At 65.0% G+C, this 13,961-nt stretch carries 13 protein-coding genes; 10 read left to right on the plus strand and 3 right to left on the minus strand.

Going from position 1 to position 13,961, the window contains the following annotated elements; translation table 11 throughout:
* Nucleotides 1-122: 122 nt before the first annotated feature.
* Both GEV02_RS16440 and GEV02_RS16445 read right to left on the minus strand, forming a co-directional pair.
* The gene (locus tag GEV02_RS16440; RefSeq protein ID WP_152839015.1) at nucleotides 123-3,173 is read right to left on the minus strand and encodes a carboxypeptidase-like regulatory domain-containing protein; all 3,051 of its coding nucleotides are present in this window, start codon (nucleotides 3,171-3,173) and stop codon (nucleotides 123-125) included.
* A 104-nt stretch (nucleotides 3,174-3,277) separates the two neighbouring features.
* A complete protein-coding gene (locus GEV02_RS16445; protein WP_152839016.1) occupies nucleotides 3,278-4,714 on the minus strand; it encodes a cryptochrome/photolyase family protein in 1,437 nt (478 codons plus the stop codon).
* Nucleotides 4,715-4,847: 133 nt separating this feature from the next.
* Here GEV02_RS16445 and GEV02_RS16450 point away from each other — a divergent pair, with 133 nt between their 5' ends.
* From GEV02_RS16450 to GEV02_RS16475, 6 genes are read left to right on the plus strand one after another with little or no spacing between them, the layout of a single operon-like run.
* On the plus strand, nucleotides 4,848-5,498 hold the full coding sequence (locus GEV02_RS16450) for a YqgE/AlgH family protein (protein ID WP_008452020.1): 651 nt from the start codon (nucleotides 4,848-4,850) through the stop codon (nucleotides 5,496-5,498).
* Nucleotides 5,499-5,885, plus strand: a complete 387-nt coding sequence (ruvX, locus tag GEV02_RS16455; RefSeq protein ID WP_008452018.1) for a Holliday junction resolvase RuvX — start codon at nucleotides 5,499-5,501, stop codon at nucleotides 5,883-5,885. It begins immediately after the preceding gene.
* A 5-nt stretch (nucleotides 5,886-5,890) separates the two neighbouring features.
* A complete protein-coding gene (gene pyrR / locus GEV02_RS16460) occupies nucleotides 5,891-6,400 on the plus strand; it encodes a bifunctional pyr operon transcriptional regulator/uracil phosphoribosyltransferase PyrR (RefSeq protein WP_008452017.1) in 510 nt (169 codons plus the stop codon).
* Between the two features lie 4 nt (nucleotides 6,401-6,404).
* The gene (locus tag GEV02_RS16465; RefSeq protein WP_008452016.1) at nucleotides 6,405-7,370 is read left to right on the plus strand and encodes an aspartate carbamoyltransferase catalytic subunit; all 966 of its coding nucleotides are present in this window, start codon (nucleotides 6,405-6,407) and stop codon (nucleotides 7,368-7,370) included.
* A gap of 8 nt (nucleotides 7,371-7,378) precedes the next feature.
* Nucleotides 7,379-8,680, plus strand: a complete 1,302-nt coding sequence (locus tag GEV02_RS16470) for a dihydroorotase (protein WP_152839017.1) — start codon at nucleotides 7,379-7,381, stop codon at nucleotides 8,678-8,680.
* Nucleotides 8,681-8,701: 21 nt separating this feature from the next.
* Nucleotides 8,702-9,436, plus strand: a complete 735-nt coding sequence (locus GEV02_RS16475) for a lysophospholipid acyltransferase family protein (protein ID WP_235922805.1) — start codon at nucleotides 8,702-8,704, stop codon at nucleotides 9,434-9,436.
* On the opposite strand, the gene GEV02_RS16480 is transcribed toward GEV02_RS16475, so the two are convergent.
* Nucleotides 9,433-10,296 (minus strand): symmetrical bis(5'-nucleosyl)-tetraphosphatase, encoded by an 864-nt coding sequence (locus tag GEV02_RS16480; protein WP_152839019.1) that lies wholly within the window; start codon nucleotides 10,294-10,296, stop codon nucleotides 9,433-9,435. The two genes, GEV02_RS16475 and GEV02_RS16480, sit on opposite strands and share 4 nt — an antisense overlap.
* A 140-nt stretch (nucleotides 10,297-10,436) precedes the next feature.
* On the opposite strand from GEV02_RS16480, the gene rfbB reads away from it, so the two are divergent.
* From rfbB to rfbD, 4 genes are read left to right on the plus strand one after another with little or no spacing between them, the layout of a single operon-like run.
* A complete protein-coding gene (gene rfbB, locus GEV02_RS16485; protein ID WP_152839020.1) occupies nucleotides 10,437-11,510 on the plus strand; it encodes a dTDP-glucose 4,6-dehydratase in 1,074 nt (357 codons plus the stop codon).
* Entirely contained in the window at nucleotides 11,507-12,403 is an 897-nt protein-coding gene (rfbA, locus tag GEV02_RS16490) for a glucose-1-phosphate thymidylyltransferase RfbA (protein WP_152839021.1), read from the plus strand. The genes rfbB and rfbA overlap by 4 nt, the downstream gene beginning before the upstream one ends.
* Entirely contained in the window at nucleotides 12,400-12,948 is a 549-nt protein-coding gene (gene rfbC / locus GEV02_RS16495) for a dTDP-4-dehydrorhamnose 3,5-epimerase (protein WP_152839022.1), read from the plus strand. Before rfbA ends, rfbC begins: the two co-directional genes overlap by 4 nt.
* Entirely contained in the window at nucleotides 12,945-13,802 is an 858-nt protein-coding gene (gene rfbD, locus GEV02_RS16500; RefSeq protein ID WP_152839023.1) for a dTDP-4-dehydrorhamnose reductase, read from the plus strand. Before rfbC ends, rfbD begins: the two co-directional genes overlap by 4 nt.
* The last annotated feature ends 159 nt before the right edge of the window (nucleotides 13,803-13,961 follow it).

Here is a 13,961-nt window from a genome sequence, read left to right on the forward strand (position 1 = left end):
TTATTTCGACAACTATCGTGCTGCAAGGGGCGGCCATAGTCATTCCCGCGCAGGCGGGAATCCATAGAACGCGTCCGAAATGGGCGCATGGATTCCCGCTTTCGCGGGAATGACGGCGGGGGTCAGACCGGATCGACCTTGTTGGTCAGCGTGAAGTGCGCCTCGGCGTAGTTGTCGCCGTCGACGAACATCCACCACGTGCCGCCCTTGTTCGGGCCGATGGTGAACGGCGCCAGATGGCCTTCCTGGTAGTTGTCGCCGTCGGCATAGCCTTCGCCGTAGCAGCGCAGCGTGGCCTTGACCTGGATAACGTCGTTGGCCAGCAGGTCCAGCGTCAGGATCAGGCGTCCCATCGCGTCGTCGGCCACCTGGTCGAACACCTTGACCACATGGGTGCTGGACGACGGCCCCAGTTGGGCGATGTTGTAGAAGTCGCCCACACTGTGCGGATAAGCCGCGGCGGCGAATTCATAATCGGTGGTCGCCATCCAGCCGTCGATGGTCACGCGGCGGAACCAGTGCGGTGGCGGTTTCAGGTCCACCGTCACTTCGGCGGTCTTGTTGGCCACCACCGTCACCGACGCCTCGCCGTGCCACGCCTGCTTGTCCGCCGTCACCAGCACGCTGCCGACCGGTACGCCGGTCAGCGTGAAGCTGCCGTCGGCGGCGGTGTGGGTGAATTGGTTCTGCGACAGCTGCACGTTGACGCCGGCCGCCGGCTTGCCCTCGGAATGCACCACGCCGTGCAGCGTGCCGGTCTGCGCCACCTTCTTCCATTTGTAGATGGTCACTTCCTCGAAGCGCGCCGGCCGGTAGATCAGCGGTTCCGCGTAGCCGTACAGTGGGGCGTCGAAGAAGCACAGGTTGGCGGGGCTGACGGCGTTGGCGTCGCCGGTCTGGCGCCAGGCGTCGGAGTCCTTGGCGTCGGTCTCGCACCAGTCGGAGGCGAAGGCGTTGAGCATCTGGTTGGCGGTATCGTCGGCGGCGTCGGTCAGCGCGTTGCCCAGCCAGCCGGCGCTCTCCAGCACCATCTCGTGGATCTTCGAGTACAGGATCTCGCCGGCGGCGATGCGTTCGTCGGACTGGTAGACGTACAAGCCGTCCGGCGTCGACGGCACGATCTGCGCGCCGGCGGCCAGGTCGCTCTGTTCCAGCATGCCGCCTTCCATCGGCACGCCGGACTGCCGGATCGACATCCACAGCAGCGACGAGCACACGGTGGGGAAAGTGTTGGCGGCCCACTTGGCGCTGGCCGGCGCCTTATCGGTCAGGCCGATGGCGGGCTTGGTGTAGCAGTAGAAGCGGTAGTGGCTCTTGCCGGCCTGCTGCGCGGCGAAGTCGGCGATGCCGTGCAGCGTCTGGCGGATCTCCAGCGTTTCCTTCAGCGGATCGGGCTTGACCACCATGGCCGGCACGATCTCCGGCGCCACGCCGCCCAGGTCGAGTTTCGATTCGATGGTGGCGAAGCCGGCGATCGAATGCTTCTTGCCGGTTTCGGGATCGACCATGTCTTCGCCGTCGACCGCGTGTTCGACGGTCTGCGTCACCACGCCCGGCCACAGGTATTTGAGCACGTCGGGACGGGCGCCGTCGCCGCCGATGAATTCGACCAGGCGGTCTTCCGATGCGGTGGAGTGGGTGATCTCGTCATGGTTGCGGGTCATGATGCCGGAGTGCGAATAGCGCTGCGGCGGCGTCACCGTTTGCAGCACGGCGGAGATCAGGCTGCCGTTGCTGGGGTTGAGGATCAAATCGCCCTTCTTGGCGTTCATGAAGCGCGGCTTCATCTGCATCCATTTTTTTTCCTGGGTCGGCATGCAGAACATGCCGTCGGGGATGTGGTCCGGCAGGTTCCATGGATTGCATTCCTGGCCCTCGACCGGGAACGGCGGCTCCACGTGCATGTCCATCGCCGTCAGCGCCTGCACTGGCAGCATGCCGTAGCGGCCCAGGTGCGACACTTCCTCCAGCGTGATCGAGGTGGGGTTGGCGACCAGCTGGTTGCTGGCCAGGTTGTCCAGCATGGTCTGCGCGGCGGCGTTGACCAGCAGCTTCCTGCTCATGTGCTGGGGCAGGTCGAAGTGCGCGCTGACACGCACCGGCAGGCCGTTCGGCGCCGTGCCCTTGTAATGCACGCTGAAGGCGATGGCCTGCTGCGGCATTTGCGCTTTCGGGATGGCGACGTCGATGCGGGTGGTGGCCTGGGCCTTCAGCGTGAAGTTGCAGCCGCTGGCGGGACGCAGCTCGAATTCGCGCGGGCCGTCTTCATAGGCCAGCTCCAGCTGCATGCTGTTCAGCGCGACGTTGAACGCCTCCGGATTGCGCACGATGAAGCTGGCGCGGTAGCTGCCGTCGATGAACTGTGCGCTGAAGTCGCTGCTTTCCACCGGCGGTTGCAGCACGCCGCGCTGGCGCGCCAGGAAGTAGGGATTGGCCACGCTGACGCTGCGCTGGATCACGCGCGGCGCATCGCCCGGCTGCTGCACCGTCACCTGCACATGGAACACCGTGTGCGGCCGGTTGGGATTGAGCTGGGCGGCGAAGTCGTGCTGCAAGGTCGGATGGGTGCTGCCCAGCGCGACCGCGCCCAGCTGCCAGTTGTAGACGGCGGCGGTGGCGCCGCCGCCGGCGTTGATGGCGGCGCGCGGCGGCGCGGTGCTCACCAGGATGGGATGGCTGGCGGCGTCGCGCGCGCTGATGGTCTGCGCGCTCATCGGCGTCTTGCGCGGCAGGATGGGACCGGAGGGTACGGCCGGGGTGCGCGGCTTGATCTCGATGCGCGGGCGCGGCGTGCCCTGGGTGCGGCGTTCGGGCGCATTCTGAACCGTCAGTATCATCGCGGTCGGATTGTGCGGGGCGGTGCGCACCGTCAGCACCGGCGGCTGCTTGCCGTCGGCCGGGGCGTTGATCTGGACTTCAGCTTTCAGCTTCTCGATGGCGCCGCGCTTGCCGGCGGTGACGGTGATGCTCTTCTTGCCGGCGCGGTTCCACACCAGGTACTGCTTGGAGCCGGGTACGCCGTTGATGCAGATGTTGCCGCTTTCGTTGTTATCGTAGGACTGGCCGTTGGGCGCCTTCACTTCGACGCAGATGCTGTCGCCGATGGCGGCCACGGCGGGCGTGCAGACGATGGAACCAAGCAGCGGGGTTGGGGCGGTTGGTACTTGCAACATGGGAACTCCTGTAGACATTGGGAATGGTGACGTCGGGCCTGCTTGCGGCAGTCCCGGTGTTCCCAGTGTCGTTTCGAGCGTCCCACAAATCGCTCACAAATACTTCAGTCCGTCTTTTTCACCACCGCGTAGCGTTCCAGCGTGCGCTTGCGCGCCTCGTCGTGCATGACCAGCGGCTCGGGGTAGTCGAGCGGCAGCATGCGTGGTGCCAGCCATGGGGCGTGGATTTCCTTGTCGGTCAAATCCTTCAGCTGCGGCAGGTAGCGGCGGATGAACTTGCCCTTGCTGTCGAATTTTTCCGATTGCGTGACCGGGTTGAAGATGCGGAAGTAGGGCTGGGCGTCGCAGCCGGACGACGAGGCCCACTGCCAGCCGCCGTTGTTGGACGCCAGGTCGAAGTCGTTCAGGTGCAGCGCGAAATAGGCCTCGCCACGGCGCCAGTCTATGCCCAGGTCCTTGATCAGGAAGCAGGCCGTGACCATGCGCAGGCGGTTGTGCATATAGCCGGTCTGGTTGATCTGGGCCATGGCGGCGTCGACCAGCGGATAGCCGGTGCGGCCTTCGCACCAGGCGGCGAACAGCTCGTCGGCTTGCGGTCCGGTTTCCCACTGGATGGCGTCGTAGGCGGGCTTGTAGGCGCCGCCCACCACGTGTGGGTTGTGGTACAGGATCATGGCGTAGAACTCGCGCCAGATCAATTCCGCCAGCCACACGGGCGCGCCTTCGCCGCCGGCGCCGCGCGCCATCAGGTCCACCACCGTCCGCACCAGATGCCGCACCGACAGCGTGCCGAAGCGGAAGTGCAGCGACAGGTAGGACGGTCCCTTCACGGATGGATAGTCGCGCGCATCCTTGTAGCCGGCGATGCGCGGCAGGAAGTCTTCGAACAACTGGGCCGCGCCGGACATGCCGGTCGGGATCTTCAGTTCGGCCAGATTGCTGGGCTCGAAGCCGAGTTCGGCCAGCGTCGGCAGCGCCGGGGCGCCGGCCGGCGGCGGCGCCAGACGCGCGGCGTGCGGTTCGATATGGTAGGGCGCCAGCACCGACGGATCGGCGTCGAGCCTCTTCAGCCAGGCGTTCTTGTACGGCGTGTAGACCGAGAACACGCCGCCGGTCTGCGACAGCACTTCGCTTTTCTCGAAGATCACCTGGTCTTTGTAGCTGAAGAACTGGCGGCCGTCGGCGCGCAGCGCGCGCTCCACGGCGGCGTCGCGGGCGATGGCCTGCGGTTCATAGTCGTGGTTGCAGAATACGGCGTCCACGCCCAGTTCGGCGGCCAGCGCCGGGATCGCGGCGGCCGCGTCGGCGTGTTTGACGATCAGGTGGCCGCCCAGCTGTTGCAATTCCGCCGACACTTCGGCGATGCTGGCATGGATGAAGTCGACCCGCCGGTCGCGCCTTGGCAGGCCGTCCAGGATGGTGGTGTCGTAGACGAAAACGCAATACACGCGGGCGCTGTTCTGCAGCGCCTGGTTCAGGGCGACATGGTCGAAAACGCGCAAATCGCGGCGCAGCCAGACCAGGGAGGAATTCAGTTTCATTCAGTCTGTGTCAATCTCGTGGGGGAACGCAAACATGGCCGCTTCCGCAATTCAGTGTAAACTATCGCTTAGACAGAGTTGCTAGCCGCGCGAATACTACAGTAATTGTCAGCAGCACAGAAAGAACACGCATATGAAGAAAAGCAAAATCGGCAAAACTCTCCCTGTACCCGGCCTGCTGCAGGAAACCGGCGATCCCCTGGAAGCCACCGGCAGCGGCACGGCCACGACGCTCAACCTGGCAAATCATTTCCTGATTGCAATGCCTTCCATGCAAGATCCGATTTTCGGCGGCACCGTGGTGTATGTGTGCGAGCACAATGAAAACGGCGTGCTGGGCGTGGTCATCAACAAGCCGACCGACATGACGATGGAAGTGCTGTTCGAGCGCATCGACCTCAAGCTGGAAGCCGGCGTCGATGTCGACGCCCCCATCATGTTCGGCGGCCCGGTGCAGGACGACCGCGGCTTCGTGCTGCACACGCCGGGCCAGCGCTATTCATCGTCGCTGACCGTCACCAAGGACGTGGCCTTCACCACCTCGATCGACGTGCTGGAGGCCGTGGCCGCCGGCGACGGCCCGCAGCGCATGCTGGTGTCGATCGGCTACTCGGGCTGGAGTCCTGGCCAGCTGGAGGACGAAATCAGCCGCAACGGCTGGCTGACCGTCGGCGCCGATCCCGACATCCTGTTCAAGCTGCCCATCGAAGACCGCTACACGGCCGCCATGCGCCTGCTGGGCATCGACCCGCTGATGTTGACCTCCGAGGCGGGTCACGCCTAAATGACCATCGAGACCATCTTCGCTTTCGACTTCGGCGTCAAACGCATCGGTGTAGCCATGGGCAATACGATGATCCGCCAGGCCGAGCCCGTTAAAGTCATCAGCGCCATCGACAACGCCACCCGCTTTGCCGACATCGGCGCGCTGCTGGAAGAATGGAAGCCGGCCCGGCTGGTGGTCGGCCTGCCCATGCATCCGGACGGCGCCGAACACGAGATGACGGCGCGCGCGCGCAAGTTCGCCAACCAATTGCACGGCCGCTTCAGCCTGCCGGTGGAACTGGTCGACGAGCGCTATTCGTCGGCCGTGATCTCAGCCAAGCGCGGCGAGGTCATCGACGACCGCGCGGCCGCCATCATCCTGCAACAATATTTCGACACCCACTGAATCCCATGTCCACACTGAACCCCAACCAACTCGACGCCGAAGCGCTGTACGCGACCTTGCTGGCCGACGTCAAAGCCGGCCTGGCCGGCGTGGCCGATGTCGCCATCGTCGGCATCCACTCCGGCGGCGCCTGGATCGCCGAGCGCCTCGCGGCCGACCTCGGCCTGTCCGCCCGCTGCGGCGTGCTGGACGTGTCCTTCTATCGCGACGATTACGCCAAGAAGGGCTTGCCCGCCGACGTCAAGCCGACCAATATCGGTTTCGAAGTGGCGGCCGCCAACCTGCTGCTGGTGGACGACGTGCTGTACACCGGCCGCACCACCCGTGCCGCGATCAACGAGCTGTTCGACTACGGCCGTCCGGCGCGCATCATGCTGGCCGCGCTGGTCGACCGTGGCGAGCGCCAGCTGCCGGTGGCTGCCGATTTCGTCGCCGCGCACGTGCAGGTGCCGCCGGGACAGGCGCTGGTGCTCAAGCGCGCCGACGATGGAAAATTTACGCTAACCATAGAATAAAACCATGCTTAATCCGCAACTGAATAAACACGGCGAGCTCCAGCACTTGCTGTCGATCGAGGGACTGCCTAAGTCCATCGTCAACCACATCCTGGACACCGCCTCGTCGTTCGTCGGCATCTCCGACCGCGACGTCAAGAAAGTCCCGCTGATGCGCGGCAAGTCGGTGTTCAACCTGTTCTTCGAGAACTCCACGCGCACCCGCACCACCTTCGAGATCGCCTCGAAGCGTTTGTCGGCCGACGTAATTAACCTGAACATCCAGGCCTCGTCCGCCAGCAAGGGCGAATCGCTGCTCGACACCATCGACAACCTGTCGGCCATGCACGCCGATATGTTCGTGGTGCGCCATGCGCAGTCGGGCGCGCCCTACCTGATCGCCAAGCACCTGCACGACACCAAGCAGTCGCACGTGCACGTGGTCAACGCCGGCGACGGCCGCCACGCGCACCCGACGCAAGGCTTGCTGGACATGTACACCATCCGCCACTACAAGAAGGACTTCACCAACCTGACGGTGGCGATTGTCGGCGACATCCTGCACAGCCGCGTGGCCCGTTCCGACATCCACGCGCTGACCACGCTGGGCGTGCCGGAAGTGCGCGCCATCGGCCCGCACACGCTGCTGCCGGGCGGCCTGGAGCAGATGGGCGTACGCACCTTCACCAATATGGAAGAGGGCTTGAAGGGCGTCGACGTCATCATCATGCTGCGCCTGCAGAACGAGCGCATGAGCGGCGCGCTGCTGCCGTCGGCGCAGGAATACTTCAAGAGCTACGGCCTGACGCCGGAACGCCTGGCGCTGGCCAAGCCGGACGCGATCGTCATGCACCCGGGTCCGATGAACCGCGGCGTCGAGATCGACTCGGCGGTGGCGGACGGCCCGCAGGCGGTGATACTGCCGCAGGTGACTTTCGGGATCGCAGTACGCATGGCGGTAATGAGCATAGTGGCGGGGACGCAGGGATGAACGCAGGCATGAAACTACACATTAAAAACGGCCACCTGATCGATCCGGCCAACGGCATCGACGGCAAGAACGACCTCTACATCGCCGACGGCAAAGTGCTGGCGGTGGGCAGCGCGCCGGCCGGCTTCACGGCCGACCAGACCATCGACGCCAGCGGCCTGATCGTCTCGCCCGGCTTCGTCGACCTGTCGGCGCGCCTGCGCGAACCGGGCTATGAATACAAGGCCACGCTGGAATCGGAAATGCAGGCCGCCATGCAGGGCGGCGTCACCAGCCTGATCTGCCCGCCGGACACCGATCCGGTGCTGGACGAGCCCGGCCTGGTGGAGATGCTGAAGTACCGCGCCAAGACGCTGAACCAGGCCCACGTGCACCCGCTGGGCGCGCTGACCGTCGGCCTCAAAGGCAAGGCGCTGACCGAGATGGCCGAGCTGACCGAAGCCGGCTGCATCGGCTTCGCACAGGCGGAAGAGCCGATCGAAGACACCAATGTGCTGCTGCGCGCCATGCAGTACGCCAAGACCTTCAACTACACCGTGTGGCTGCGTCCGCAGGACGCGCACATCGGCCGTGGCGGCATCGCGGCCAGCGGCCCGCTGGCTTCGCGCCTGGGCCTGTCCGGCGTGCCGGTGATGTCGGAGACCATCGCGCTGCACACGATCTTCGAGCTGATGCGTTCGACCGGCGCCCGCGTGCACCTGTGCCGCATGTCGTCGGCGGCCGGCCTGGAGCTGGTGCGCAACGCCAAGAAGGAAGGCTTGCCCGTCACCTGCGACGTTGGCGCCCACCACATCCACCTGACCGACGCCGACATCGGCTTCTTCGATTCGAACGCGCGCGTGACGCCGCCGTTCCGCAGCCAGCGCGACCGCGATGCGATCCGCTTCGGCCTGCTGGACGGCACCGTTGATGCATTGTGCTCGGACCACACGCCGGTCGACGACGACGAGAAGCTGCTGCCGTTCGGAGAAGCCTCGCCCGGCGCCACCGGCCTGGAACTGCTGCTGTCGCTGGCGCTGAAATGGGCCGACGACTACGCCGCCACCCAGGATACGGGCGCCGTGCGTCCGCTGGCGCGCGCGCTGGCCCGCATCACGTCCGACGCGGCCCGCGTGGCCGGGCTGGACGCGGGCACCTTGTCGGTCGGCGCTACCGCCGATGTCTGCCTGTTCGATGCTGACGCGCGCTGGACGGTGGAAGCCTCGGCGCTGGCCAGCCAGGGCAAGCACACGCCTTTCGTCGGCTACAACCTGGCCGGCCAGGTCCGCACCACCATCGTTGCGGGGCACGTCGCCTTCCAACGCAGCTGATCGGATGGCATGAAGATTTCGATGATCTTCCGCCTCGCGCGGGTGTTTTTGCATGTGCTGTTGGGGATGGCGATCTGTGCGACCGTGTTCCCGTGGAGTGGACAGGAAAAGCGTAACGGCCACATCCGCCGCTGGTCGACCCGGCTGCTGGCGATGTGCAATGTGACGGTGGAGCAGAGCGCCGGCGTGCCGCTGCTGGACCGGGCGATGGTGGTGGCCAATCACGTGTCGTGGCTGGACATCTTCGTCATCCACAGTCTGCATCCGAGTCATTTCGTCGCCAAGGCCGAGATCCGCTCGTGGCCGCTGGCCGGATGGCTGGCGGAGAAGGCCGGCACCGTGTTCATCTCGCGCGGCAACCGGCGCGACCTGCGGCATATCTTCAAGGGCCTGGTGCACAGCCTGGAGCGCGGCGAGCGCGTGGCCTTCTTCCCGGAAGGCACGACGGCGGCGCAGGGCAATCTGCTGCCGTTCCACGCCAATCTGTTCGAGGCGGCGATTGATGCCAAGGTGCCGGTGCAGGCGATCGCGCTGTCTTACCGCGATCCGTCCGGCGCTTCGCATCCGTCGGTGGACTTCATCGGCGAGACCACTTTCGCCGAGAGCATCATGCTGATACTGAGCGGTTCACCGGTTCGTGCCAGGCTGACGATCTTGCCGGCCATCGCCAGCATCGGCGCGCACCGGCGTGACCTGGCGGAGGCCACGCACCAGGCCGTCGCCGCCGCGCTGGGCGTGACGGCCAGCCCGCACTAGGCTTTCTTGCCGCTGTGCTGCTGGAATTCCGGGCACTGCACTTGCAGCAGGCTGCGGTCTTCCAGGCACACGGCGGTCAGTTGGCCGCCCCACACGCAGCCGCTGTCGAGGCCGATCAAATGCGGTTTCAGGGTCAGCCCCAGCGCCGACCAGTGGCCGAACACCACCGTCTCCTTGCGGCTGCGCCGGCCCGGCACCTCGAACCACGGCATCAGGCCCGAGCCTTCCTCGGCCTTGCCGCTTTCCTTCATCTTGAAATCCATCACGCCGTCGGCGTCGCAGAAGCGCAGCCGCGTCATCGCGTTGATGATGCAGCGCAGCCGGTCCGCGCCTTGCAGGTCGTCGCTCCATTGGTCGGGCAGGTTGCCGTACATCTCGGCCAGGAACTCCGCCATGTTCGGACCGCGCAGCATCTGCTGCACTTCGCCGGCCAGCGCCATCGCCTGCGCCGCCGTCCATTGCGGCAGCAGGCCGGCGTGCACCAGCACATGGCCCTGGGTGTGGATGGCCAGCGGACGGCGCCGCAGCCAGTCGATCAGCTCGTCGCGGTCGGGCGCATGCAGGATCTCGGCCAGCGTGTCGGACTTGTGCTCGGGCCGGATGCCATACGCCACGGCCAGCAAATGCAGGTCGTGATTGCCGAGCACGCTGTCGATGCGGCCGCCGCTGCCCATCGCCAGCGCGCGCACGTGGCGCAGCGTGGCCAGCGAATCGGGGCCGCGATTGATCAGGTCGCCTGCGAAGAAAATGCGGTGCTCCACGCCGGGATCGCGCAGTTCCGCATCCGTGTTGACGCGATCAAGCAGGGAAAGTGTTTGCTCATGGCAACCTTGAAGGTCGCCAATCAAGTAGGTTCTCATGGTTTGGTGGGTTTGCGTTTAGCCGTTACGAAAAATATTGCCAAAAAGGTCCGGCACGCGAACGAATTTTCTCACCTGCGAGCGCAAGATCACATAAAATTGTAGCCATTGCTAAATTAACTTGCTCTACGGGATACTAAATGATTTTTGTGACGGGTGGTGCTGGTTTTATCGGTTCGAATTTTGTGTTGGATTGGCTGGCGCAAAGCGATGAACCAGTCCTTAACTATGACAAACTCACGTACGCAGGCAACCTGAACAACCTGGCTACGCTGAAACAGGATGCGCGCCACACCTTCGTGCGCGGCGACATCTGCGACCAGGCCCAGGTGCTGGCGCTGTTCCAGCAGCACAAGCCGCGCGCCGTCGTGCACTTCGCCGCCGAAAGCCATGTGGACCGTTCCATCCTCGGTCCTGGCGAGTTCATCAACACCAACATCAACGGCACCTTCAGCCTGCTCGAAGCCACGCGCGCCTACTGGTCGGCGCTGCCGGAGGACGAGAAGGCGGCGTTCCGCTTCCTGCACGTGTCCACCGATGAAGTCTACGGCACGCTGGGCCCGGACGATGCGCCGTTCAGCGAGACCACCGCGTTCGCGCCGAACAGCCCTTACTCGGCATCGAAGGCCGCTTCGGACCATCTGGTGCGCTCCTACCACCACACCTACGGCCTGCCGACGGTGACCACCAACTGCTCCAACAACTACGGCCCGTATCACTTCCCGGAAAAACTGATCCCGCTGATTATCGCCAACGCGCAAGCGGGCAAGCCGCTGCCGATCTACGGCGACGGCCAGCAGGTGCGCGACTGGCTGTACGTCAGCGACCACTGCGCCGCGATCCGCCGCGTGCTGGAAGCGGGCCGCCTGGGCGAGACCTACAACGTCGGCGGCTGGAACGAGATGGCCAACCTGGACGTGGTGCACACGCTGTGCGACATGCTGGATAAACTGAAACCGAAAGCCGATGGCGCCAGCTATCGCGCGCAGATCACCTACGTCAAGGACAGGCCCGGCCACGACCGCCGCTACGCCATCGACGCCCGCAAGCTGGAACGCGAACTGGGCTGGAAACCGGCCGAGACCTTCGAGACCGGCATCGCCAAGACCGTGCAGTGGTACCTGGAGAACCAGGCCTGGGTCGCCGACGTGCAGTCGGGCAGCTATGCCAAGTGGGTGGAAACCAATTACTTTAATCGCGAAGGCCAGCAATGAGCAACTCTAACCGCAAAGGCATCATCCTGGCAGGGGGCTCCGGCACCCGCCTGTATCCGGTGACGATGAGCGTCTCCAAGCAGCTGCTGCCGATCTACGACAAGCCGATGATCTACCATCCGCTGACGGTGCTGATGTTGGCCGGCATGACCGAGATCCTGCTGATCTCGACGCCGCAGGACACGCCGCGCTTCAAGGATCTGCTGGGCGACGGCAGCCAGTGGGGCATCAGCATCAGCTACGCGGTGCAGCCATCGCCGGACGGCCTGGCGCAAGCCTTCATCATCGGCAAGGAATTCGTCGGCGATTCGCCGTCGGCGCTGATCCTGGGCGATAACATCTACTACGGCAACGACCTGGACGCCTTGCTGCGCCACGCCACCGAGCAGACCAGCGGCGCCACCGTGTTCGCCTATCACGTGCAAGACCCGGAACGCTATGGCGTGGTCGAGTTCGATGCGAACCGTACCGCCGTGTCGATCGAGGAAAAACCCGTCAAGCCGAAGTCGAACTACGCCGTCACCGGCCTGTATTTCTACGACAACCAGGTGTGCGACATCGCCGCCGGCATCAAGCCGTCCGCGCGCGGCGAGCTGGAGATCACCGACGTCAACCGCGTCTACCTGGAAAAGCAGCAGCTCAACGTCGAGGTGATGGGGCGCGGCATGGCCTGGCTGGACACCGGCACCCATGAGTCGCTGCTCGATGCCTCGCAATTCATCGCCACCATCGAAAAACGCCAGGGCCTGAAAGTGGCTTGCCCGGAAGAGATCGCTTACCGCAAGGGCTATATCGACGCCGCCCAGCTGCGCAAGCTGGCCGAGCCGCTGAAGAAAAACAATTACGGCCAGTATCTGCTGCAAATCCTCGAAGACAAGGTCGTGCCGCGATGAATGTGATCGCTACTCCGCTGGAAGGCTTGCTGGTGCTGGAGCCGCGCGTGTTCGGCGACGACCGCGGCTTTTTCTACGAGAGCTTCAACGCCCGCCGTTTCGCCGAGCTGACCGGCGTCATCTTGCCCTTCGTGCAGGACAACCACTCGCGCTCGGCCAAGGGCGTGCTGCGCGGCCTGCACTATCAGATCCAGCAGGCGCAGGGCAAGCTGGTGCGCGTCACCGCCGGCAGCGTGTTCGATGTCGCCGTGGATTTGCGCAAGAGCTCGCCGACCTTCGGCCAGTGGTTCGGCACCGAGCTGTCGGCCGAGAACAAGAAGCAGATGTGGATACCGCCCGGTTTCGCGCACGGCTTCGTCGTCACCAGCGATGCCGCCGAATTCCTCTACAAGACCACCGACTACTGGGCGCCCGAGCATGAGCGGGCCATCCTGTGGAACGATCCGGCCATCGGCATACTGTGGCCGGCGCTGGACGCCGCGCCGCTGCTGTCCGGTAAAGACCAGGCCGCCGCACTGCTGGCCGACGCCGAGGTGTTTGCATGAAAATCCTGCTGACCGGCAGTACCGGCCAGGTGGGGTATGAACTGGCGCGCAGCCTGCAGGGCATAGGCGAGGTGGTGGCGGTGGACCGCCAGGTGATGGACTTGTCCGACCTGGACCAGGTGCGCGATGTCATCCGCCGCGAAAAGCCGCAGCTGATCGTCAACCCGGCCGCCTACACGGCGGTCGACAAGGCCGAGAGCGAGCCGGCGCTGGCGCACCGCGTCAACGCCGAAGCGCCCGGCCTGATGGCGCAGGAAGCCAGGCTGCTGGGCGCGGCCATGGTGCATTACTCGACCGACTATGTGTTCGACGGCAGCCAGCCGTCGGCGCGGGTGGAGGACGACGCCACCGGCCCGCTCAATGTCTACGGCGCCAGCAAGCTGGCCGGCGAACAAGCCATCGCCGCAGCCGGCATTCCGCACCTGATCTTCCGCACCAGCTGGGTGTACGGCATGCGCGGCAAGAACTTCCTGTTGACCATGCTGCGCCTGGCCAAAGAGCGCGACGAGCTGCGCGTGGTGGCCGACCAGCACGGCGCGCCGACCTGGAGCCGCACCATCGCCGACACCACCGCGCTGGTGCTGTCGCAAGCCCACGCGGGCGGACGCGAGTGGTGGGTGCAGAACAGCGGCGTGTATCACCTGAGCGCCCAGGGCCAGACCACCTGGTTCGAGTTCACCCAGGCCATCGTCGCAGCGGCCGGGCTGGAATGCCGCGTGCTGCCGATCACCAGCGCCGAATACCCGGTGCCGGCCCAACGTCCCCGGTACTCGGTGATGTCGTCCGAGCGGCTGATGGCGCGCTTCTGTCATTTGCCGGATTGGAAAGACGCCTTGCACCTGTGCATGGAGTAACTTCCCCCAGTTGTATCGATTGGTAAGCAATGCCGCCCGCTTGACGGGCTGCTGCTATGATGCGGGCGCGCCGCCGCCCGCATGCCGCGCGCGGCGTTGCAAACCGGCCAATATTCGATGCCTATCGGTTATTACCGGCTATCAATTTAAGACCGCCCC

Origin of the sequence: Rugamonas aquatica, assembly GCF_009380215.1 — a bacterium.
GTDB classification, from domain to species: domain Bacteria; phylum Pseudomonadota; class Gammaproteobacteria; order Burkholderiales; family Burkholderiaceae_D; genus Rugamonas; species Rugamonas aquatica_B.